The organism is Mycoplasmopsis columbinasalis (genome assembly GCF_900660705.1).
Lineage (GTDB): Bacteria > Bacillota_I > Bacilli_A > Mycoplasmatales > Metamycoplasmataceae > Mycoplasmopsis > Mycoplasmopsis columbinasalis.
Genome location: NZ_LR215043.1, coordinates 94,864 through 117,448 on the forward strand (window position 1 = coordinate 94,864; position 22,585 = coordinate 117,448).

Genomic DNA, 22,585 nt, shown 5'->3' on the forward strand with positions numbered 1-22,585 from the left:
CAATCTAGATTAAACTTAGGTGCTAAATGCATAATTTTTAGCATTTTTACAATAAGAAATTTCTTTACAAAATGATTCAATCAATACACAAGGAGAGAAAAGTGAAACTCAAAAAATTCTCATTCTTATTGTCTGCTACTGCCGCAACAGTTGCAGTACCATTAGTTGCTGTTTCATGTGGTAAAACCGCAACAACAGAAGTTACAGCAAAAAGTGAGCTCGACAAAATTACAGCAGTGGCTTTCACTGGAACAGACCAAGCTAACACTTCAGTTAACGACGTAACAAACGAGCAACTTAAACTTAAAGCTGGCGAAGCAGATTACAAGGCTCCAACTGGTAGCGATGTGAAAGTTGCCTTTGAAATTACAACAAGATTAGCAGTTGATGGTTCTTTAAAAGTTAAAGTTTCAGTACAAAAAGGCGCAGAAACACCTCTAACAAAAGAATTAGATTTAACAGGTTTTAAAGCTGAACCTGCTGTTCAAAACGTTACTCAAGAACAAGTTGACACTGAAGCAGCTAAGATTACAGCTGTTGAATACAACGGTACCGAAGCAAGCGCTAAAGAAAATGTGTTTCCATCACAAGTTGATGATGCTAAGTTAGTTGTTAAAGCAGGAAAAGAAATTTATGCACATCCTATTGGTGGTAACTGAGCAATAAAATTTGTGAAAACACCAGATGATGTAACAGGTACTTTAAAAGTTAAAGTAAAAGTTACTAGCGGTACATTTTCTGCTGAATCACAAGAAGTTCCTTTAAATGGCTTTTTAACCAGCGAACAAAAAGCTGTAAACGATGCTAAAACAGCAATTACAAGTGCTGATTACACAGGCAAAGCTTCAGTTTTACCATCAGCTGCAGATGTAACTAAATTTAGTGTTACTCAAGCTCCAGCAGATGGAATTGATGTTTCTTATGAAATTGTCGCTAGCTCACAAAATAATGATGCTGGTACTTTAAAAGTTAAAGCTACCTTAACCAAAGGTGGTAAAACTGCAGTTACTGATGAATTAGAAGTTAGTGGTTTCTTAACCAGCGACCAAAAAGCTGTAAACGATGCTAAAACAGCAATTACAAGTGCTGATTACACAGGCAAAGCTTTAGTTTTACCATCAGCTGCAGATGTAACTAAATTTAGTGTTACTCAAGCTCCAGCAGATGGAATTGATGTTTCTTATGAAATTGTCGCTAGCTCACAAAATAATGATGCTGGTACTTTAAAAGTTAAAGCTACCTTAACCAAAGGTGGTAAAACTGCAGTTACTGATGAATTAGAAGTTAGTGGTTTCTTAACCAGCGACCAAAAAGCTGTAAACGATGCTAAAACAGCAATTACAAGTGCTGATTACACAGGCAAAGCTTTAGTTTTACCATCAGCTGCAGATGTAACTAAATTTAGTGTTACTCAAGCTCCAGCAGATGGAATTGATGTTTCTTATGAAATTGTCGCTAGCTCACAAAATAATGATGCTGGTACTTTAAAAGTTAAAGCTACCTTAACCAAAGGTGGTAAAACTGCAGTTACTGATGAATTAGAAGTTAGTGGTTTCTTAACTACAGATCAAGATAACAAAAACAAAGCAGATGCTGAAGCAACTAGATTAGCAGCAACACAAGTTTCAATTACAGGTGAAGAAACATGAGCAGATGTTAATGCATTTGTTGCTGCATACAATAATGGAGAAGCAGCAGGACAAACATTAAGAGGTAAATTCTCATTTGCAAACAAAACACCAGACTATTCTGTTGTATTTAGAACAGGAGCAACCCCTAGTTCAACAGAACCTACGACTAAAGCAACTCTTAAATTTACTGTTAGTTACAAAGGTCAAGCTTCTGAAGAAAAAACTGTTGACTTTACAGTTCCTATCACTGCATCATAAAATTAATTACAATACTATTTTTAAAACGAGCAGTTTTGCTCGTTTTTTAATTCAAAAAAACTATTTTCACAAACTATTTTAGTTTTGAATTTGTTTTTTTACTACGAAGACTAAAATTTAATTAGATAGGAAATTTTTTGCGAAAAATATTAAATTTGTGACTTCAATATTGTCAGCAACAACCACAACGTATCAATTCACTAGACACAAACTAATATTGGAAAAATTACGCATAAACACAAATTTGTTATCTGTGACATCAAACAGAATTTGTTGGATTTCAAACACTAAAAGAGAGGTAATATGAAATTAAAAAAATTTTCATTCTTATTATCAGCTGCTTCAATAGTTGCTGCTGTTCCTTTGCTCTCAGCTGCTTGTGCGCAAGTTAGCGATAGCGAAGCAGTACAAGTAGAACTAAATAAAATTACAGGTGCTGTATTTGACGGTAACGAAGCAGATAAAGCCAGAATTTTGGCTACCAACGTTGTGGCTGGGCAAATAAAATTAATGGCCGGGGATACCGAATTTAAACTTAAACCAGAAAGTGGTCTTAGTTTAAATTTACTCTTAGAGGGTTCAAATATTAATGGTACCTTACGCGTTAGCGTAACTGTGCAAAAAGGTGACCAGAAAGCTACTACTCGCCAACCTTTACTTATTACTGGGTTTAAAAAAGTTGCTCCTCTTACTAACTCGCAACTTAAAGAATTACTTAGTGGCAAACTTCTAACAAGAACCAATTTTCCTAATGAAGAAGGAGCAAGTGTCAAATTAACTTATGCCACTGCAACTCCTGATACATTACCAACTGAATTACGTGCTTTAATTGCAAGCAACGATGTTGCACAGCGAAATCAAGCTTTAGCTAAACTCAAATTAGAATTAACTAAAAGTGCTACCCAAAAGGCTTTAACTGAAGTGTTCCCTAGTTTAGGCGAACCACAGTATGAAGTAAGTGGTCCTGCTAATGATCCAGAAGGTGAATTAAAACTTAAAGTAACTTTAAAATCGGAAAACAATTTTGCCACAGAAGAAATGGTTGTTGGCAATTTGCAAAAATTAAGTGACCGCAACAAAATTAAAGCTAACACAGAAGCAAATGAATTAATTGCACTTACGCCTATACTTCAATCTGAATCAACATGACTAAATGTTGCTGATTTTATCACTCAATACAACAGTGATGAAAAACTTAAGCAAGCCTTTACTTTTGAAAAGTTACCAAAAAATTACCAAGTGGAATTTATTGGTCAAGCTACTCCTGGCAAAGACAATGGTACTGTGTCACTTAAATTTGTGGTTAAATATCAAGAACAAGTTTCAAGTGAAAATTCAGTACTCTTTACTGTGCCACTGGCAAAAGAAACCGATGTGCAAGCACAACTCGATTTAATTCAATATATCGATTATGAAGTAAATGGCACCAGAACTAAAGCACTTCTACCCTCAAATGCAAATAACAAAAACTTTGTTGCACTTACTGCAGACAAGAGTGCCTACAAAACACCAACTAGTACTTGAAAAATTGCCTTTACTGCTTTAGAACCAAATAATGACTTAGGAACACTTAAAGTAAAAGTAACTCTAACATTAGGTAAAATTTCGAGAGAAAAAACAATTGAAGTTGAAGGCTTTAATACACTCCTTAATGAAGAAGTAGACACTAAAATTACGAGTGTGCATTATCCTAACAAGACTAACGTTTTACCTTCTGCAGTTGACCGCAACAAATTTCAGGCACAAGCAGGAACAAATGCTTACACACCAACAAGTTCAGATGTAACCGTTAGTTATGTAATTATTCCTGGAAGTGATAATGATGTTGCCGGCACGATCAAAGTGAAAGTAATTCTCGAAAACACAAAAACTAAAAAATTGCTGAAAAAACTTTTGATGTTGAAGGTTTCCAGACCACACAAAACTTCCTTAACGACCAAGTGGCAAATATTACCAGCGCACAAGTTAGTGACAAAGAAAATATTTTGCCAAGTGATTTTCAAAAATTGGACGCCGAAACTCTCAAAACTAGAGTACAGCTTAGTTATCAAGTTCCACTGGGCGCGCAAGCTACTTATGCAGTTGTTCCTGACTCAGTAAATGATCAAACAGGTCAACTAAAAGTTGCTATTACTTTGAGTAAAGATGGTGTGCAAGCCACTTCAGCTCCAATTCTTATCACTGGCTTTTTAACTGCAGCGCAAGACGCAGTAAACAAAGCAATTCAACACCTCACTTCGGCACAAATTATTTATCAAAACAAAACTAACGTTTTACCTGAGGATGCACAAAATAGTGGTTTTAGCCTCGCAGATAACACAGTTGCTAATGACATTACACCAAGTTTTGAAATCATAAACGGTACAGCTGAAAATCAAGCAGGCCAACTAAAAGTTAAAGTCACTCTGACTAAAGACGGAAAAAGCGCAACCAGCGAGCCACTTACGATTACTGAGTTTCTTACTACTGACCAAAAAGCGGTAAATGATGCTAAAGCAGCAATTACAATTGTTGATTACACAGACAAAGCTTCAGTTTTACCATTAGCTGCAGATTCTACTAAATTTAACGTTACTCAAGATCCAACTCAAAATCCAGCTGCAGGAATCACTGTTTCTTATGAAATTGTTGAGAATTCACAAAATAATGATGCTGGTACTTTAAAAGTAAAAGTGATTTTAACAAAGAACGAGAAACAAGCAGTTACTAAGGAATTTGAAGTTAGCGGTTTCTTAACTAACGATCAAAAACTTGTTAATGAAGAACTTGCTAAAATTTCAAGCGCAAACATTGATTATCCTGAAAAGTCTAATGCTTTGCCAACTGATGCTGTTGAAAATAACTTTAGACTTTCAGTGCAACTTGCTGATGGTGTGACACCAAGTTATGAAATTGTTTCTAATTCACAACAAGATGCACTTGGTACTTTAAAAGTAAAAGTGATTTTAACAAAGAACGAGAAACAAGCAGTTACTGAGGAATTTGAAGTTAGCGGTTTCTTAACTAGTGATCAAAAACTTGTTAACGAAGAACTTGCTAAAATTTCAAGCGCAAGCATTGATTATCCTGAAAAGTCTAATACCTTGCCAAATGATGCTGATGAAAATAACTTTACACTTTCAGCAGTGCAGCTTGCTGATGGTGTGACACCAAGTTATGAAATTGTTGATAGTTCACGAAAAGATGGTGAAGGCACTTTACAAGTTAAAGTGACCTTAACTAAAAATGGCAAAACCGCTGTTTCTGATGTTTTACTAATTACTGGTTTTCTTACTACTGACAAAAAAGCTGTAAACGATGCTAAAACAGCAATTACAAGTGTTGATTACACAGGCAAAGAGTCAGTTTTACCATCAGAAGTAACAGATTCAAATTTAACTTTTACTGTTACTCAAGCTCCAACAGATCATGAAATCGATGTTTCTTACCGAATCGTTCCTAGCTCGCAAAATGATGCGGAAGGTACTCTAAAAGTTCAAGTTACATTAACCAAAAATAATGAAAGTGCAGTTACTGGTGAATTCGATGTTAGCGGTTTCTTAACTAGTGACAAAAAACTTCTTAACGATGAACTTGCTAAAATCACTAGTGTTGATTATCGCGACAAAGAAAATGTGTTGCCATCAAACGCGGATGTGAATAATTTCACAATTCAACCTACACTAACAACAGATGTGACTCCAACGTATGAAATTGTTGATGGTTCAAAAGATGATGAAAACGGTTCACTACAAGTGAAGGTTGTTCTATCTAAGAATAATAATTCCGTTACTTCTCAACCTTTCACGGTGAATGGTTTTAAAACTAGCGAACCATCTGAAGAAAGCATAGAAGTCACTCCAGCTTAGACCATAGTTAATTCACGCCCAAATGAGGTGTATTGTACAGAAGAAGAATTTGGTGATGACTGAGATTAATGCAATGTTAAACTATATGTGTTCTCTAAGTTAAAATATAGTTTAACAACGCGAATTATTTACTGGTGTGTTTCTAACTAGTGTTAAGTTAAATAAGAAAACTTTGTTACTAATTTATTTATAGACTCAGTAACTTTTACAAAGTAAAATTGTAAGAAGTATAGTTATCAATTTTTATCAAACTAAAGCTAGTAAGATTAAACAAAATAAAAAACGAGTGTTTTACCTCGTTTTTTTATTTGCTGACATATAGATTAATAATGACGAGTAAATTTTAATGTTTTTTAATAACAATAAATTTGTATTTTTGAATTTATTTATATAGAAAGTTTTAAGTTGTGTTAATCATATTGTTTATTTCGAAAATTTTGCAATAACAAATGGTTCTAACAAAATTTTGTTTAGAAATTTAAAATAAAAACGAGCAAAATTGCTCGTTTTAAAAATAGTGTGTAATTAATCTTGTGATGGTTGAGTGATAGGAACCATAAAATCAACTGTTTTTCATCAGAAGCTTGACCACTGAAGCTAATTGTAAATTTAAGAGTTGCGTTAGAATCATCGTCAGTTTTTTTAACAGCACCATCTTTAAATACTACTCTGTATCCCTCAGTAACATCAGCAAATGTAAAGCCTTCTGCTAATGCAGCGTCACTACTACTGTTAAAATCTGTTACAAACGCATTAACTGTTTCTCAGGTTCGAACTTGCGGATCTTTTGGAGTTTGACTAGCTAATTAGTTTGCTTTTTTATCTGCTTTCGCTTTTCTTAAATTCTCCAGTAACTTCAAGTTCTTTGGTAACTGGAGTTTCTGAAGTACCTTTTCTTACAGAAACAATAACTGTAAGTTTACCAGTTTCAGCATTTACACCAGTATTGTTTGCTTTAAGTTTAATATGAGCTTCGATGTTTGAGCCTGCTGGAGCTTCATACTTGCTACCATCTTCTTTTTGAAGTTGAAGTTGTGCAACGGTAACAGTTGTAGGATCTGTTGTTGCTTGATTCTCACCAGTGAAAGCTACTTTCTTAATTAAGTCTAATTGACTTTGTGCTGTAACTTCAGCTTCTGGAGATGGGTTTGATGTTTTCTTAAATTCTCCAGTAACTTCAAGTTCTTTGGTAACTGGAGTTTCTGAAGTGCCTTTTCTTACAGAAACAATAACTGTAAGTTTACCAGTTTCAGCATTTACACCAGTATTGTTTTCTTTAAGTTTAATATGAGCTTCGATGTTTGAGCCTGCTGGAGCTTCATACTTGCTACCATCTTCTTTTTGAAGTTGAAGTTGTGCAACGGTAACAGTTGTAGGATCTGTTGTTGCTTGATTCTCACCAGTGAAAGCTACTTTCTTAATTAAGTCTAATTGACTTTTTGCTGTAACTTCTGTTGTTGCGGTTTTACCACATGAAACAGCAACTAATGGTACTGCAACTGTTGCAGCAGTAGCAGACAATAAGAATGAGAATTTTTTGAGTTTCACTTTTCTCTCCTTGTGTATTGTTTGAATTATTTTGTAAAGAAATTTCTTGTTGTAAAAATGCTAAAAATTATGCATTTAGCACCTAAGTTTAATCTAGATTGAATTCTTGATCTAGACCTATTTCATAGTTAGATTCAACTAGTGAAATCTACTTTGTTCCTGGAAATTCTTACTGTTGCTACTCCTCAAAAAGCAGAAAAAAACGAGCAAAATTGCTCGTTTAAAAAATAGTGTTGTAATTAATCTTGTGATGGTTGAGTGATAGGAACCATAAAGTCAACAGTTTTTTCTTCAGAAGTTTGACCACTGAAGCTAACTGTAAATTTAAGAGTTGCTTTAGACTCATCGTCTGTTTTTTGACAGCGCCATCTTTAAATACTGCTCTGTATCCTTCAGCAACATCAGCAAATGTGAAGGCTTCTCTTAATGTTTGACCTGAAGCTTCACTATTGTTAAAGGCTGCTACAAACTCATCAACTGATGCTCAAGTTAGACTTCCTGAATATGTAACATTAGTTGCAGCTAATCTAGTTGCTTCAGCATCTGCCTTAGCTTTCTTAGCAGCTGCATCTTGAGCTGTAGTTAAGAAACCACTAACTTCTAATTCACCAGTAACTGCAGTTTTATCACCTTTGGTTAAGGTAGCTTTAACTTTTAAAGTACCAGAAGCGTCATTTTGTGAGTTAGCAACAATTTCATAAGAAACAGCAATTCCAGCTGCTGGAGCTTGAGTAACACTAAATTTAGTTACATCTGCAGTTGAGGGTAAAACTGAAGCTTTGTCGGCGTAATCAGCACTTGTAATTGCTGTTTTAGCATCGTTTACAGCTTTTTGGTCGCTAGTTAAAAAGCCTTCTAACACAATATCTTTTGATTCTCTTGACACATCATCGAAAGTAACTTTTACTTTAACAGTAAGTTTTCCTTTTGCATCTTCAGCAGAAACTTTAACAACGTCTCATGATCAAACTTTTTCCCCAACAGCTGCTGGAACAACATAGTCTTTGTCATTTTCTTTTGCTTTGAAATTTGTTTTTGTAACAGTAACTGCTGATGGAAGCACTTTGTCTTTTGCTTTTTCACCAGCACCTAAGTATTCAACAGCTGTAATTTTGTTTGCTTCAGCTTGTACTTCTGCTGCTTTTTTATTTGCGCTAGTTAAGAAGCCATCTAAAGTAACTTCTTTTGATTCAGCAAAAAGTGTACCGCTAGTAACTTTTACTTTAACTTTTAAAGTACCTGCTACATCATCTGGTGTTTTCACAAATTCTGTTGCTCAGCTACCACCAACAGGAAGTACATAGTTTTGTTCTCCTGCTTTAGCAACTAACTTGGCATCATCAACTTGTGATGGAAGCACTTTATCTTTAGCACTTGTTTCGGTACCGTTGTATTCAACAGCTGTAATCTTAGCTGCTTCAGTGTTAACTTGTTCTTGAGTAACGTTTTGAGCAGCAGGTTCAGCTTTAAAACCTGTTAAAGATAATTCTTTTGTTAGAGGTGTTTCTGCGCCTTTTTGTACTGAAACTTTAACTTTTAAAGAACCATCAACTGCTAGTCTTGTTGTAATTTCAAAAGCAACTTTTACATCGCTACCAGTTGGAGCCTTGTAATCTGCTTCGCCAGCTTTAAGTTTAAGTTGCTCGTTTGTTACGTCGTTAACTGAAGTGTTAGCTTGGTCTGTTCCAGTGAAAGCTACTGCTGTAATTTTGTCGAGCTCGCCTTGTGCTGTAACTTCTGTTGTTGCGGTTTTACCACATGAAACAGCAACTAATGGTACTGCAACTGTTGCAGCAGTAGCAGACAATAAGAATGAGAATTTTTTGAGTTTCACTTTTCTCTCCTTGTGTATTGATTGAATTATTTTGTTAAGAAATTTCTTGTTGTAAAAATGCTAAAAATTATGCATTTAGCACCTAAGTTTAATCTAGATTGAATTCTTGATCTAGACCTATTTCATAGTTAGATTCGACTAGTGAAATCTACTTTGTTCCTGGAAATTCTTACTGTTGCTACTCCTCAAAAAATAGAAAAAAACGAGCAAAATTGCTCGTTTAAAAATAGTGTTGTAATTAACCTTGTGATGGTGCTGGAGTGATAGGAACTGTAAAGTCAACTGCTGTTTCTTCAGAAGCTTGACCTTTGTAACTAACAGTAAATTTAAGAGTTGCTTTAGTCGCAGCTTCTGTTGAACTAGGGGTTGCTCCTGTTCTAAATACAACAGAATAGTCTGGTGTTTTGTTTGCAAATGAGAATTTACCTCTTAATGTTTGTCCTGCTGCTTCTCCATTATTGTATGCAGCAACAAATGCATTAACATCTGCTCATGTTTCTTCACCTGTAATTGAAACTTGTGTTGCTGCTAATCTAGTTGCTTCAGCATCTGCTTTGTTTTTGTTGTCTTGATCTGTAGTTAAGAAACCTTCCAATTCAAAAGTATTTGTTGATTCTTTTGACACGCCATCAAAAGTAACTTTTACTTTAACAGTAAGTTTTCCTTCTGCGTCATTAGCAAGAACTTTAACAAAATCTAATGATCAAGCTTTTCCTTCAACAGCTGTTGGGAGATCGTAGTTATTGTTATTTACTTTCGCTTTAAAATTTGTATTTATAAAAGTAACTGCTGATGGAAGCACTTTGTCTTTTGCGTTTGCATCAGTTCCTAAGTATTCAACAGCTGTAATTTTGTTTGCTTCAGCTTGTATTTCTGCGTCTTTTTTAGCTGCTGCAGTTAAGAAACCTTCTAACACAAAGTCTTTCGAATCTTTTGACTCACCATCAAAAGTAATTGTTACTTTAACAGTGAGTTTTCCTTCTGCATCATTAGCAGAAACTTTAACAACGTCTCATGATCAAACTTTTTCCCCAATAGCTGCTGGAACAACATAGTCTTTGTCATTTTCTTTTGCTTTGAAATTTGTTTTTGTAACAGTAACTGCTGATGGAAGTACTTTGTCTTTCGCTTTTTCACGAGTGCCTAAGTATTCAACATTTGTAATTTTGTTTGCTTCAGCTTGTACTTCTGCTGCTTTTTTATTTGCGCTAGTTAAGAAGCCATCTAAAGTAACTTCTTTTGATTCAGCAAAAAGTGTACCGCTAGTAACTTTTACTTTAACTTTTAAAGTACCTGCTACATCATCTGGTGTTTTCACAAATTCTGTTGCTCAGCTACCACCAACAGGAAGTACATAGCCTTGTTCACCCGCTTTAACAACTAACTTGGCATCATCAACTTGTGATGGAAGCACTTTATCTTTAACACTTGCTTCGGTACCGTTGTATTCAACAGCTGTAATTTTAGCTGCTTCAGCGTCAACTTCTGCTTGTGTAACGTTTTGAATAGCAGGTTCAGCTTTAAAACCTGTTAAAGGTAATTCTTTTGTTAGAGGTGTTTCTGCACCTTTTTGTACTGAAACTTTAACTTTTAAAGAACCATCAACTGCTAATCTTGTTGTAATTTCAAAAACAACTTTTACATCGCTACCAGTTGGAGCTTTGTAATCTGCTTCGCCAGCTTTAAGTTTAAGTTGTTCTTTCGTTACATTGTTTACTGAAGTGTTAGCTTGATCTGTTCCAGTGAAAACTACTGCTGTAATTTTGTCGATCTCGCCTTTTGCTGTAACTTCTGTTGTTGCGATTTTACCACATGAAACAGCAACTAATGGTACTGCAACTGTTGCAGCAGTAGCAGACAATAAGAATGAGAATTTTTTGAGTTTCACTTTTCTCTCCTTGTGTATTGATTGAATTATTTTGTAAAGAAATTTCTTATTGTAAAAATGCTAAAAATTATGCATTTAGCACCTAAGTTTAGTCTAGATTGAATTCTTGATCTAGACCTATTTCATAGTTAGATTCGATTAGTGAAATCTACTTTGTTCCTGGAAATTCTTACTGTTGCTACTCCTCAAAAAATAGAAAAAAACGAGCAAAATTGCTCGTTTAAAAATAGTGTTGTAATTAACCTTGTGATGGTGCTGGAGTGATAGGAACTGTAAAGTCAACTGCTGTTTCTTCAGAAGCTTGACCTTTGTAACTAACAGTAAATTTAAGAGTTGCTTTAGTCGCAGCTTCTGTTGAACTAGGGGTTGCTCCTGTTCTAAATACAACAGAATAGTCTGGTGTTTTGTTTGCAAATGAGAATTTACCTCTTAATGTTTGTCCTGCTGCTTCTCCATTATTGTATGCAGCAACAAATGCATTAACATCTGCTCATGTTTCTTCACCTGTAATTGAAACTTGTGTTGCTGCTAATCTAGTTGCTTCAGCATCTGCTTTGTTTTTGTTGTCTTGATCTGTAGTTAAGAAACCTTCCAATTCAAAAGTATTTGTTGGTTCTTTTGACACGCCATCAAAAGTAACTTTTACTTTAACAGTAAGTTTTCCTTCTGCGTCATTAGCAAGAACTTTAACAAAATCTAATGATCAAGCTTTTCCTTCAACAGCTGTTGGGAGATCGTAGTTATTGTTATTTACTTTCGCTTTAAAATTTGTATTTATAAAAGTAACTGCTGATGGAAGCACTTTGTCTTTTGCGTTTGCATCAGTGCCTAAGTATTCAACAGCTGTAATTTTGTTTGCTTCAGCTTGTACTTCTGCTTCTTTTTTAGCTGCTGCAGTTAAGAAACCTTCTAATACAAAGTTTTTTGAATCTTTTGACACGCCATCGAAAGTAACTTTTACTTTAACAGTAAGTTTTCCTTCTGCATCATTAGCAGAAACTTTAACAACGTCTCATGATCAAACTTTTTCCCCAACAGCTGCTGGAACAACATAGTCTTTGTCATTTTCTTTTGCTTTGAAATTTGTTTTTGTAACAGTAACTGCTGATGGAAGTACTTTGTCTTTTGCACTTTCGCCAGTGCCTAAGTATTCAACAGCTGTAATTTTGTTTGCTTCAGCTTGTACTTCTGCTGCTTTTTTATTTGCGCTAGTTAAGAAGTCATTTAAAGTAACTTCTTTTGATTCAGCAAAAAGTGTACCGCTAGTAACTTTTACTTTAACTTTTAAAGTACCTGCTGCATCATCTGGTGTTTTCACAAATTCTGTTGCTCAGTTGCCGCCAACAAGAAGTACATAGTTTTGTTCTCCTGCTTTAACAACTAACTTAGCATCAGCAACTTGTGATGGAAGCACTTTTTCTTTAGCACTTGCTTCAGCACCGTTGTATTCAACAGCTGTAATTTTAGCTGCTTCAGCGTCAACTTCTGCTTGTGTAACGTTTTGAACTGCAGGTTCAGCTTTAAAACCTGTTAAAGGTAATTCTTTTGTTAGAGGTTTTTCTGCGCCTTTTTGTACTGAAACCTTAACTTTTAAAGAGCCATCAACCGCTAATCTTGTTGTAATTTCAAAAGCAACTTTTACATCGCTACCAGTTGGAGCTTTGTAATCTGCTTCGCCAGTTTTAAGTTTAAGTTGTTCTTTCGTTACATTGTTTACTGAAGTGTTAGCTTGATCTGTTCCAGTGAAAACTACTGCTGTAATTTTGTCGAGCTCGCTTTGTGCTGTAACTTCTGTTGTTGCGGTTTTACCACATGAAACAGCAACTAATGGTACTGCAACTGTTGCGGCAGTAGCAGACAATAAGAATGAGAATTTTTTGAGTTTCACTTTTCTCTCCTTGTGTATTGATTGAATTATTTTGTAAAAAAATTTCTTGTTGTAAAAATGCTAAAAATTATGCATTTAGCACCTAAGTTTAATCTAGATTGAATTCTTGATCTAGACCTATTTCATAGTTAGATTCGACTAGTGAAATCTACTTTGTTCCTGGAAATTCTTACTGTTGCTACTTCTCAAAAAGCAGAAAAAAACGAGCAAAATTGCTCGTTTAAAAAATAGTGTTGTAATTAATCTTATGATGATGATGTAGGAGTAATAGGAACTGTAAAGTCAACTGTTTTTTCTTCAGAAGTTTGACCACTGAAGTTAACTGTAAATTTAAGAGTTGCTTTTGTTTGGTCACTTTCTTTTTTAACTGCACCATCTTTAAATACTGCTCTGTATCCATCAGCAAGACCATCAAATTTAAAGCCATTTCTTAATTCTTGACCTGAAGCGTCACTATTGTTAAAGGCTGTTACAAACGCATCAACTGATTCTCAGGTTCGACTTTCTGGACCTTTTGGAGTTTGATTAACTAATTCGTTTGCTTTTGCATCTGCTTTGTTTTTGTTGTCTTGATCTGTAGTTAAGAAACCACTAACTTCCAATTCACCAGTAACTGCAGTTTTGCCACCCTTGGTTAAGGTAGCTTTAACTTTTAAAGTACCAGCATCATTATTTTTCGAGTTAGCAACAATTCCATAAGTAACAGTGATTCCTGCATCTGGATCTGGAGTTTGAGTAACACTAAATTTCTTTAAATCTGTTACTTCTGATGGTAAAACTGAAGCTTTGTCGGCGTAATCAGCACTTTTAATTGCTGCTTTAGCATCATTTACAGCTTTTTGGTCGCTAGTTAAGAAACCTTCTACCACAATGTCTTGCGATTCTTTTGTCACGCCATCAAATGTAATTGTTACTTTAACAGTAAGCTTTCCTTCTGCATCATTATCAGAAACTTTAGCAACGTCTCATGATCAAACTTTTTCCCCAACAGCTTCTGGAACAACATAGTCTTTGTCATTTTCTTTTGCTTTGAAATTTGTTTTTGTAACATTAACTGCTGATGGAAGTACTTTGTCTTTTGCACTTTCGGCAGTGTCTAAGTATTCAACAGCTGTAATTTTGTTTGCTTCAGCTTGTACTTCTGCTTCTTTTTTAGCTGCTGCAGTTAAGAAGTTACCAGTAACTTGAATTTCTTTGGTAACTGGAGCTTCTGAAGTACCTTTTCTTACAGAAACAATAACTGTGAGTGTACCAGCTTGAGCATTTACACCAGTATTGTTTTCTTTAAGTTTAATATGAGCTTCGATGTTTGAGCCTGCTGGAGCTTCATACTTGCTACCATCTTCTTTTTGAAGTTGAAGTTGTGCAACGGTAACAGTTGTAGGATCTGTTGTTGCTTGATTCTCACCAGTGAAAGCTACTTTCTTAATTAAGTCTAATTGACTTTGTGCTGTAACTTCAGCTTCTGGAGATGGGTTTGATGTTTTCTTAAATTCTCCAGTAACTTCAAGTTCTTTGGTAACTGGAGTTTCTGAAGTGCCTTTTCTTACAGAAACAATAACTGTAAGTTTACCAGTTTCAGCATTTACACCAGTATTGTTTTCTTTAAGTTTAATATGAGCTTCGATGTTTGAGCCTGCTGGAGCTTCATACTTGCTACCATCTTCTTTTTGAAGTTGAAGTTGTGCAACGGTAACAGTTGTAGGATCTGTTGTTGCTTGATTCTCACCAGTGAAAGCTACTTTCTTAATTAAGCCTAATTGACTTTGTGCTGTAACTTCAGCTTCTGGAGATGGGTTTGATGTTTTCTTAAATTCTCCAGTAACTTCAAGTTCTTTGGTAACTGGAGTTTCTGAAGTACCTTTTCTTACAGAAACAATAACTGTAAGTTTACCAGTTTCAGCATTTACACCAGTATTGTTTTCTTTAAGTTTAATATGAGCTTCGATGTTTGAGCCTGCTGGAGCTTCATACTTGCTACCATCTTCTTTTTGAAGTTTAAGTTGTTCAACGGTAACAGTTGCGGGGTCTGTTGTTGCTTGATTGTCACCAGTGAAAGCTACTTTCTTAATTAAGTCTAATTGACTTTGTGCTGTAACTTGTGTTGTTGCGGTTTTACCACATGAAACAGCAACTAATGGTACTGCAACTGTTGCAGCAGTAGCAGACAATAAGAATGAGAATTTTTTGAGTTTCACTTTTCTCTCCTTGTGTATTGTTTGAATTATTTTGTAAAGAAATTTCTTGTTGTAAAAATGCTAAAAATTATGCATTTAGCACCTAAGTTTAATCTAGATTGAATTCTTGATCTAGACCTATTTCATAGTTAGATTCAACTAGTGAAATCTACTTTGTTCCTGGAAATTCTTAATCATAGTTTTGCTAGCAGCAGTTTTATTCTCAATATACTAAGAAAGAACATTTAAGTTTAATTTGCAAAAATAAACAACCTGCGTGGAGGTTGTTTGTAGTGATTAATACTATTATTTATTTTCACGTGGTAATACATTATCAAGCACATAATCCTGCTTGTTTTGATTAAATTTTAAGTCTGTTAACGTTAAAGTTGTTTGATATTTACCGTTCATAACTCTGTTGTTTGAAAAAGAAAGTTTAACATATTGCTTGAGCGTTGCTACTGAACTAGCGTCTTCAAAAGCATCACCACCAGCATTTTGAAAATCTTCTGCTGTATAAGAATTATTCTTAAGATAAATTTTTAATTTACTTTGAATGTCATCCAATTCTTCTTTAGCAAGTTTCATCTCTTGCAAAATTAAATTAATGTGTTTCGAAATTAAAACTGGTTTAACCTTAGATACAATTCAAATTTTTGTTTTGATTTGACCGTAATTTACGAATTGAATTTGGCCAAGTTTAATTTCATATTTGGTTGTGTCAAGATTATTGACTTGTAGGTTAGCTAGTGTAAATTGACGGTTAGTTAAGTTTTTATCCTTTACTGAAAAAGTTGCTTCATCAAGAATTTTGTCGATTTCTTGTTGTTCTGAAACACTTACTTGCGAAGTTGAAGTATTGCAAGCCAAAGTAGTAAGAGGTAATATTAGAGTAAAAGAACTAAGTGAAAATAATGCTTTTTTCATAATTAACTCGCAAAATATTTTGTTTTAGGTGAGATAGAAAACGAAATTGCTTCTGGACCAGTATGAATTGCGATCACAGCTGAGCTTAGTTTGTGAATGTTTGGAATTAAACCAAATTCTTGAGCATATTGTTCAATCTCTTTATTAAAAGCATAATCATTGCCATAAATACAAAAAATATTATAACGTTCATGTAATTCTTCTAATGTTTTTACCGAACTAAATTTTAGGATTTTCTCAACAATTTGTTTAATAGCACTTTTGATACTGCGCGCAATACCAGGAGTAGAGTTACCTGTTTCACTGAATTTAATATAAGGAAATAACTTCATCTTCATTATTGTTTTAAGCACTAAACGTTTGAGACCACCTACTCTACCACCTTTAATTGCGTATTCAAGTTTTTGTGGCAAAATAAATGTAACAGTTTCTGCTTGAATTTTGTCAACAACTTCTAAAATTTCGTCAACTTCTTTACCTTTAGTCAATTCTTCTTGAATAAAATTGATTACTTCGAAGTACTGTGGTCCTACTAGATGGTTGTGATAAATTTTTAAATTTGGAAATTCAGCTAAGAAATTATTTGCTGCATTAGATGCTCCTGATAAATGGGAATTTATCGGCATATAAATTACTTCTTCATATTGCGAACAAATTTGCGTAAAAAGTTCGTGCGTTTTATTTAATTTAGGCAACGATGTTTTAACGTTTTTTACTTCACCAATTTTAGTTAGCACTTCTTCTCTTGATAAAGTTATTCCATCATCATCAATAACTGTACCATCTATATCAAGTTGAAAAGGTAAAAACCCAACGCCTAAAGCGTCGGCTTCTTTTTGATCAATACATGCAAATGAGTCAACGATAAATCCGATTTTTTTCATATTACTCCCTAAAGCAGAAATAAACTTTTACGTATAGTATTATATTATAGACACATTCGCTAAATATTTACTAAAAGTATGTTCCTATGTTTGATAAACATAAGCAATTTCAAGTTTTTGAACTATGGTTTTACTTAAATTTTGTGGCGGGTTTTCATAAATTATTTCTATTTGATTATTTTTGGCAGCTTCAACTAAATTCATTAAACACAAATTTAATTTCGAATCAGAACTGAGTTTATTTAAAAAGTCTTTGCAGATAATAAGCGTTTGAATTTTATTAGAATTAATTAAACGCATAGTTTCATCGCTGAAATGGTCGATATAAATTCCAACTTTGGTAGTGTTTTTAGTTTGTTCGAGTTCATTCAAAATTAAATGGGCATTAAAAGTCGTGTTTAATTGTTTTAAAATGAGAGTTAAGTTGCGATTTTTGTAATAATTGTTGTAATTTTGGCAAAAATCGTATTCAGATAACAAAACAAGTTGATGAAAATTATTTGTGTGATTCTCTATTAAAAAACGATTTTGTTTTAAACCATAACGAACATTATTGATGGTTCAAGCGTTTAAAAAGTCAGATTGTTTTTTTTCGAAACCTGGCACTCTTATTTGAGCTAATTCATAAATTTTCTGATTGTTTTGCGTTATGTCAATGACATCAATTGTTTCTTTTTGAAAGTTTTCATATTCGTTTTTTTGTTCGTAATCACTAAGCGTACTTTTAAAATTTTCAAATTGAGTACTTTGTTGTTCTAACAATCACACTTTATTCTTGTTTGTTTGGTCAAAAAGCAAAAAGTTAGCCTTGGTCATTATTTCTTTTGGATTTATGTCTTTTTTACCATTGATAGCAAAAAAACCAAAATTATTTCAGTATGAATATAAATTGTTTTCTAAAACTAAATTGTCGAGATTTTTTTTCACTTTTTTTGTCAATAAATTGACCCCAAAAGCAGTATTCTTAAGCACAAGAAAATACAACACTCCGTTTTTAAATCAGAAAAAACCTAACTGGCGACTAAGACCTAAAATTTTTACAATATTTTGCAAAATTTGTTCAATATCTTCACCAAAATTAAAGCGATTTTTTACTGCGAATGCGCCTATAAAATAGAACTTTTTATCAATTAAATCAATATTATTTTCTATGTTGCTAAGTTTATACAATTTAATTTTTTGATTTAGAGGAAAATTAATTTTTCAGCTAAAAGAACAATAAAAATATCCGTTATCTTGGGCGATACTTGCGAGGTTTATTTTGTATGTGCCAGTAATTTGTTTAATGTTAAGTAACTTGAGATCTTTTTGTCGTAAATTTGAAAAACTAAATTCAGGTTTGAATTTAGCTTCTATGGTTAAAGTTTCGTTATGCTTATCTTTGGTTCTTAGATACGTCCTAATTTTATTTGCAGTTTCATACTCAAAAGCTTCTAAAAATTCATTAAAGTCCTTGTATGAATATTGTTTAAATAGTAATTTTGAACCATAGTCAAAAGGACTAAATTTACTAAGTGTATTATCGCTTACACGTGCTATGGTTTGACGTTTTTCGTCAATTTTAAAAATTATTAAACCAGTGGTTTGAAATGCATGATTAAACTTTTTAGCATCAAAATAAAAATGTTTAACCGCGTACGTGATAAGAATTGCAACAGACACCACTAGAACAATAATAAAGAAAGAAATTGATAAGATAAAGTTCATTCATTTCCTTTATTTAATTTCATCCTTAGTGTCACTGCTGGTTGTGTTTAAATCAGCTAGAAATTGTGATTTCAATAATCGCATCGCAGAATGATTTTTACTAAGGCTCCTAATGCCGTGTTTTTTGTCTTTAAATTCGACTTTAATTTTGTCAGGATCAACTTCTAAAACAGTGCCTTCGCCAAACACAATATGTGCGATTATGTCACCTGGAATAATGTGTTTGTTAATTTCTTTAATTTTGTCTTCGGAAATTTCTGAAAAATCAATGTTAACATCTTGATTTTTAGTAATCAAAGCTTCAACATCAAGTCCCATTTCGGTAATGAAAAATGATGGATTTTTAGCTTCATTATTTTCAGTATATCCACGACTATCACTTACAAACAAACGCTTACGAGCGCGCGTAATAGCCACATAAGCAAGACGTCTTTCTTCTTCAAGTGCTTCTGGATTTTTATTTTGCAATGATCTACGATGAGGAAATACTTGGTCACTCATCCCCACTAAAAAGACATTGTCAAATTCTAAACCTTTAGCTGAATGAACCGTCATTAATGTTACGTAATTGGTGCCAGTGTCAACTTCGTCACCAGCTGAAAAGAGTGAAATTTCTTCTAAATACTCTTTAATCCCTTTGGTTGGAGCATTGTTTTTTTCTCAAGCACGAATTGAATTGAGTAACTCTTTGATGTTGTCTTCACCACTATTTTTTAGGCCTGGATCGTTTTTAATATATTCAATATAACCAACTTCTTTTAGCAACGAATTAAGTGTTTCATAAATTGAATATTTTTTGAGTGCTTTGTTATGTCTAAGAATTGCGTTTAAAAACTTAATAATTTCATTTCGTACTGTTGTGCTAACTGGCAATTCTTTGTTGTAAGTAATCAGAGCATCTAAAAGTGATTTTCCTTTATCAGCAGCAAAAGTTTCTAGTTTTGCCAGAGTTGCATCACCAATTTTTCGTGCTGGCGTGTTAATAATTCGTAACAAAGAAACGTCACTAAAGTCATAAATGACACGTAAATAACTCAAAACATCTTTAATTTCTTTGCGTTGGAAGAATTTTTGACCGTTAAAAACTTTGTAGTTAATATTCTCGCGCATTAATTCTTCTTCAAATGGACGTGAATAATAATTTGAACGGTAAAAAATAGCAATATTTTTCAGTTGAATCTTTTTCTTTTTGAGTTCGTTAATTTTTTGCACTACTCACCGAGCCTCGGCTTCTGGGTTGAAGGCATGGTAAAACTCAATGTCTTCGCCACCGACATTGTCAGTAACAAGATCTTTGGAAAAACGTTTTTTGTTATGTTTAATGAGATTGTTGGCTGCGTTTAAAATGGTTTGTGTTGAGCGATAGTTGGTGTTCAAGACAATAGTATGTACATTGGGGAAGTTTTGGTCAAAGTTGAGAATCAAATCAACATCTGCGCCCCGTCATGAGTAAATAGTTTGGTCAGGATCGCCAACAATTGTTAGTTGCGCACCTTTTGAACATAAGTCTTTAATAATTTCATACTGCATTTTCGAGGTATCTTGAAATTCATCTACTAAAATGAATTCAAACTTGCTTGCTCACTTATCTTTAACTTCAGCATTAGTTTTGAATAATTCGTGCACTTTAATAATTAAGTCATCAAAGTCAAAACAATTTTTTTGTTGCAAAAATTCATTATATTCGTCAAACATTTGTCCGATTAATTTGTTTGTCGAAATTACATCAGGATCATTTTCACTTTCATTAATCGCTTGCACAAGTTCATCACTTGTGTAGTTAAGATTTTTAGCCATCGAGAAAATGTTAAAAATTCGACTAAATTTCACTTCTTGTGGTGATAAATGGTGATTTTTGTAAATGTTAGTCAAAATTCCTTTTTTATCAACATCATCCACAATTTGAAAGTCGCTCCCAAAACCTAATTTATCAGCTTCAACACGCAAAATTTTTGAACAAAATGTGTGAAAAGTACAAATTAAAGGTTTTTGGACGTTCTCAGCAGGATTTTCTGTATAACTAGAATATTGCATCACACGCTCGCTCATTTCGTTGGCTGCTTTGTTGGTAAAAGTCAGAGCAAGAATTTCAGAAGGAACAATACCTAAAACATTAATTAAATAAGCAATTTTGCGCGTTAAAACACGCGTTTTGCCACTTCCTGCTCCTGCAATAATTCTTAAAGGTCCGCTAAAATAATTGAGTGCTTCAGCTTGATCGGGGTTTAAATCTTGTAAAATTTTTTCTTTGCGAGCCATAATATCTCTCCTTGATGCCTAGTTGACAGCAAATAAGTTGTTGTTTAAGTTAAGTTGTCGTTTCGTTGTTTGTTTTCTGAGCAAAGGTATAGCTTTGATGGCTATGTTTAAAAGGAATTAAACGTACCATTGTGTTCAATAGCTCTTTGTTATAGTGTTTTAGGTAAACTGTACGTGTGTTAGTAAAAAAGTCAGTAAAGCCTAATTTATTTTTTTTCACAAGAATCATAATGTAGTTAAGAGTCGAAAGTAAGAGCCCTAAAACACTAATTGAGCCAATTAGACGCGCGGCAATTGTGTAACGGAAATTGCTAGTGTCTCTTTTTACAACTGCTTCCTTGAAAGCGGCAAAATCCTGAGGATAAATTAGAATGATAAAGAGCAAGGAAGTAAGCAGTCAAAAACCACATGAAAAGATGGCCTTTTGTCAAATTATCTTATGTAAATTAAATTTTGTTGCTTTGGTTTGAGCAATAAATTGGAGACGGTTAATTAACATTCCGACTGTGCGGCCAGCAGTTAAATATGGAATTCCCACAAACAAAATGGCAGCATCTAAATTGCTCACACAAATAAACAAATAAAATTTAAGACTAAAATGATTGGTAGTGCCTTGACCAACTAAAAACCAGTAGTGTGGTAATACTAACGCACAAAAACACAAGAAATCAAGTCAATGCCCGCACAAACGGCTTCAGAAATTAGCATTTTTGTGCAAAATCATTAGAGTTGTTCGTCACCCTGTGGCAGTGTTTTAATAAAGTCTAAATTCAAAAACTCAGCTTCGGGGTTGTGCAATTGCATATACTTGTTGGCGAGTAAGTCTTTAGAAAGACTTTTGTTGCGCTTTTCAATGTTCTTTTTAAGTAACATTTTGGCACGATTGTTGTGACTAACTAAAGAATTACGATCTTTTTCTTTGAATAATTTAGCTCCAAAAGGATAGTGTCAGTATTCAAGCATTGATAATAAAACTACTTGTAAAAAGTAAGACACATTATAGTTAACTTCTTGAACTAAGTCCGGATAAACGCTACGCACCATTAACTCAATTTTCTTCATATCTTCATAGTATGAAGTAATCGGTAATTTTGCGTTGTTATCGATGGTAACTGTGACATAGGTTGTTTCGTCAAATTGATAACTCTGAGCAACTTGCATTAAAAGAAAGGAAAGTAAAGAGTAAAAGGTCGAATCGTTGCTCACATAGAGTTCTGCGGTGTGAAGTTGTTGAAAAAGTTTGGTTTTAAAAACTTTGTTAAATAAGAATGGGAAGGCATAAGCATAAAGTTCTTTGCTCGCTTGTAAATTTGGATAAAACTCTGCTGCTAAACGAGACTTGGGTTTTCACCGTACACCAGCGCAAAATTCAGGCGCAAATTCAAAGATATCGGGTTGGTGTTGTGCTAAAGCCTGATTGAGGTTTTTAATGACATTTGGTTTGAAAGAATTTGCACAAGATGTGACAAACATATAATCAGTAGTAATCCGGTGTCAAATGTCACGTAAGTCAACTTGGGTAGTACGACTCTTGTTGTTAACCATAAAACTCAACCGTTGGCCAAAAGTTACTAGTGCTTGTTCGATAGTTGCGTAAAGTTTAGGGCTATTGTCATTAAGAATCAAAGCCACATTAAAATTTTGGTCGCTTTGGTGACGAAGTTCTTGCAAAATGCGTTCTAGCTCTTTGTGACTAGTAACATCAGAAATTAAGATAGTGAGTGCTTGCATCACAA

14 protein-coding genes are annotated in these 22,585 nt (G+C 33.8%); 3 read left to right on the forward strand and 11 right to left on the reverse strand.

The annotated features are described in order from the left end of the window. The first annotated feature begins 101 nt into the window (after positions 1 to 101). The 3 genes from EXC55_RS00270 (at position 102) to EXC55_RS03340 (ending at position 5,737) form a co-directional block, all read left to right on the forward strand. On the forward strand, positions 102 to 1,889 hold the full coding sequence (locus EXC55_RS00270) for a lipoprotein 17-related variable surface protein (RefSeq protein WP_165001857.1): 1,788 nt from the start codon (positions 102 to 104) through the stop codon (positions 1,887 to 1,889). A 303-nt stretch (positions 1,890 to 2,192) separates the two neighbouring features. After that, positions 2,193 to 3,989: a lipoprotein 17-related variable surface protein gene (locus EXC55_RS00275; protein ID WP_129622703.1), complete on the forward strand. Its 1,797-nt coding sequence runs from the start codon at positions 2,193 to 2,195 to the stop codon at positions 3,987 to 3,989. Beyond that, entirely contained in the window at positions 3,896 to 5,737 is a 1,842-nt protein-coding gene (locus tag EXC55_RS03340) for a lipoprotein 17-related variable surface protein (RefSeq protein ID WP_235666093.1), read from the forward strand. The genes EXC55_RS00275 and EXC55_RS03340 overlap by 94 nt, the downstream gene beginning before the upstream one ends. 819 nt (positions 5,738 to 6,556) lie before the next feature. On the opposite strand, the gene EXC55_RS00285 is transcribed toward EXC55_RS03340, so the two are convergent. The 11 genes from EXC55_RS00285 to EXC55_RS00335 form a co-directional block, all read right to left on the reverse strand. Beyond that, positions 6,557 to 7,285: a lipoprotein 17-related variable surface protein gene (locus tag EXC55_RS00285; RefSeq protein ID WP_129622705.1), complete on the reverse strand. Its 729-nt coding sequence runs from the start codon at positions 7,283 to 7,285 to the stop codon at positions 6,557 to 6,559. A gap of 220 nt (positions 7,286 to 7,505) precedes the next feature. Beyond that, complete coding sequence (locus EXC55_RS00290) at positions 7,506 to 9,119, reverse strand: lipoprotein 17-related variable surface protein (RefSeq protein ID WP_129622706.1); 1,614 nt, start codon at positions 9,117 to 9,119, stop codon at positions 7,506 to 7,508. A gap of 238 nt (positions 9,120 to 9,357) precedes the next feature. Next, a complete protein-coding gene (locus EXC55_RS00295) occupies positions 9,358 to 11,007 on the reverse strand; it encodes a lipoprotein 17-related variable surface protein (protein WP_129622707.1) in 1,650 nt (549 codons plus the stop codon). A gap of 238 nt (positions 11,008 to 11,245) precedes the next feature. After that, positions 11,246 to 12,895 (reverse strand): lipoprotein 17-related variable surface protein, encoded by a 1,650-nt coding sequence (locus EXC55_RS00300; protein ID WP_129622708.1) that lies wholly within the window; start codon positions 12,893 to 12,895, stop codon positions 11,246 to 11,248. 245 nt (positions 12,896 to 13,140) lie between these two features. Further along, the gene (locus EXC55_RS00305) at positions 13,141 to 15,093 is read right to left on the reverse strand and encodes a lipoprotein 17-related variable surface protein (protein ID WP_129622709.1); all 1,953 of its coding nucleotides are present in this window, start codon (positions 15,091 to 15,093) and stop codon (positions 13,141 to 13,143) included. 285 nt (positions 15,094 to 15,378) lie between these two features. Continuing rightward, entirely contained in the window at positions 15,379 to 15,999 is a 621-nt protein-coding gene (locus EXC55_RS00310) for a hypothetical protein (RefSeq protein ID WP_129622710.1), read from the reverse strand. A 2-nt stretch (positions 16,000 to 16,001) separates the two neighbouring features. Next, complete coding sequence (locus tag EXC55_RS00315; protein WP_129622711.1) at positions 16,002 to 16,883, reverse strand: DegV family protein; 882 nt, start codon at positions 16,881 to 16,883, stop codon at positions 16,002 to 16,004. 84 nt (positions 16,884 to 16,967) lie between these two features. Next, on the reverse strand, positions 16,968 to 18,590 hold the full coding sequence (locus EXC55_RS00320) for an MHO_4530 family protein (RefSeq protein WP_129622712.1): 1,623 nt from the start codon (positions 18,588 to 18,590) through the stop codon (positions 16,968 to 16,970). Between the two features lie 9 nt (positions 18,591 to 18,599). Further along, entirely contained in the window at positions 18,600 to 20,849 is a 2,250-nt protein-coding gene (locus EXC55_RS00325; RefSeq protein ID WP_129622713.1) for an ATP-dependent helicase, read from the reverse strand. Positions 20,850 to 20,898: 49 nt separating this feature from the next. Then, complete coding sequence (locus EXC55_RS00330) at positions 20,899 to 21,573, reverse strand: RDD family protein (protein ID WP_129622714.1); 675 nt, start codon at positions 21,571 to 21,573, stop codon at positions 20,899 to 20,901. After that, positions 21,573 to 22,580, reverse strand: coding sequence for a hypothetical protein (locus EXC55_RS00335; protein WP_129622715.1), 1,008 nt, complete (start codon positions 22,578 to 22,580; stop codon positions 21,573 to 21,575). Before EXC55_RS00335 ends, EXC55_RS00330 begins: the two co-directional genes overlap by 1 nt. Between the last annotated feature and the right edge of the window lie 5 nt (positions 22,581 to 22,585).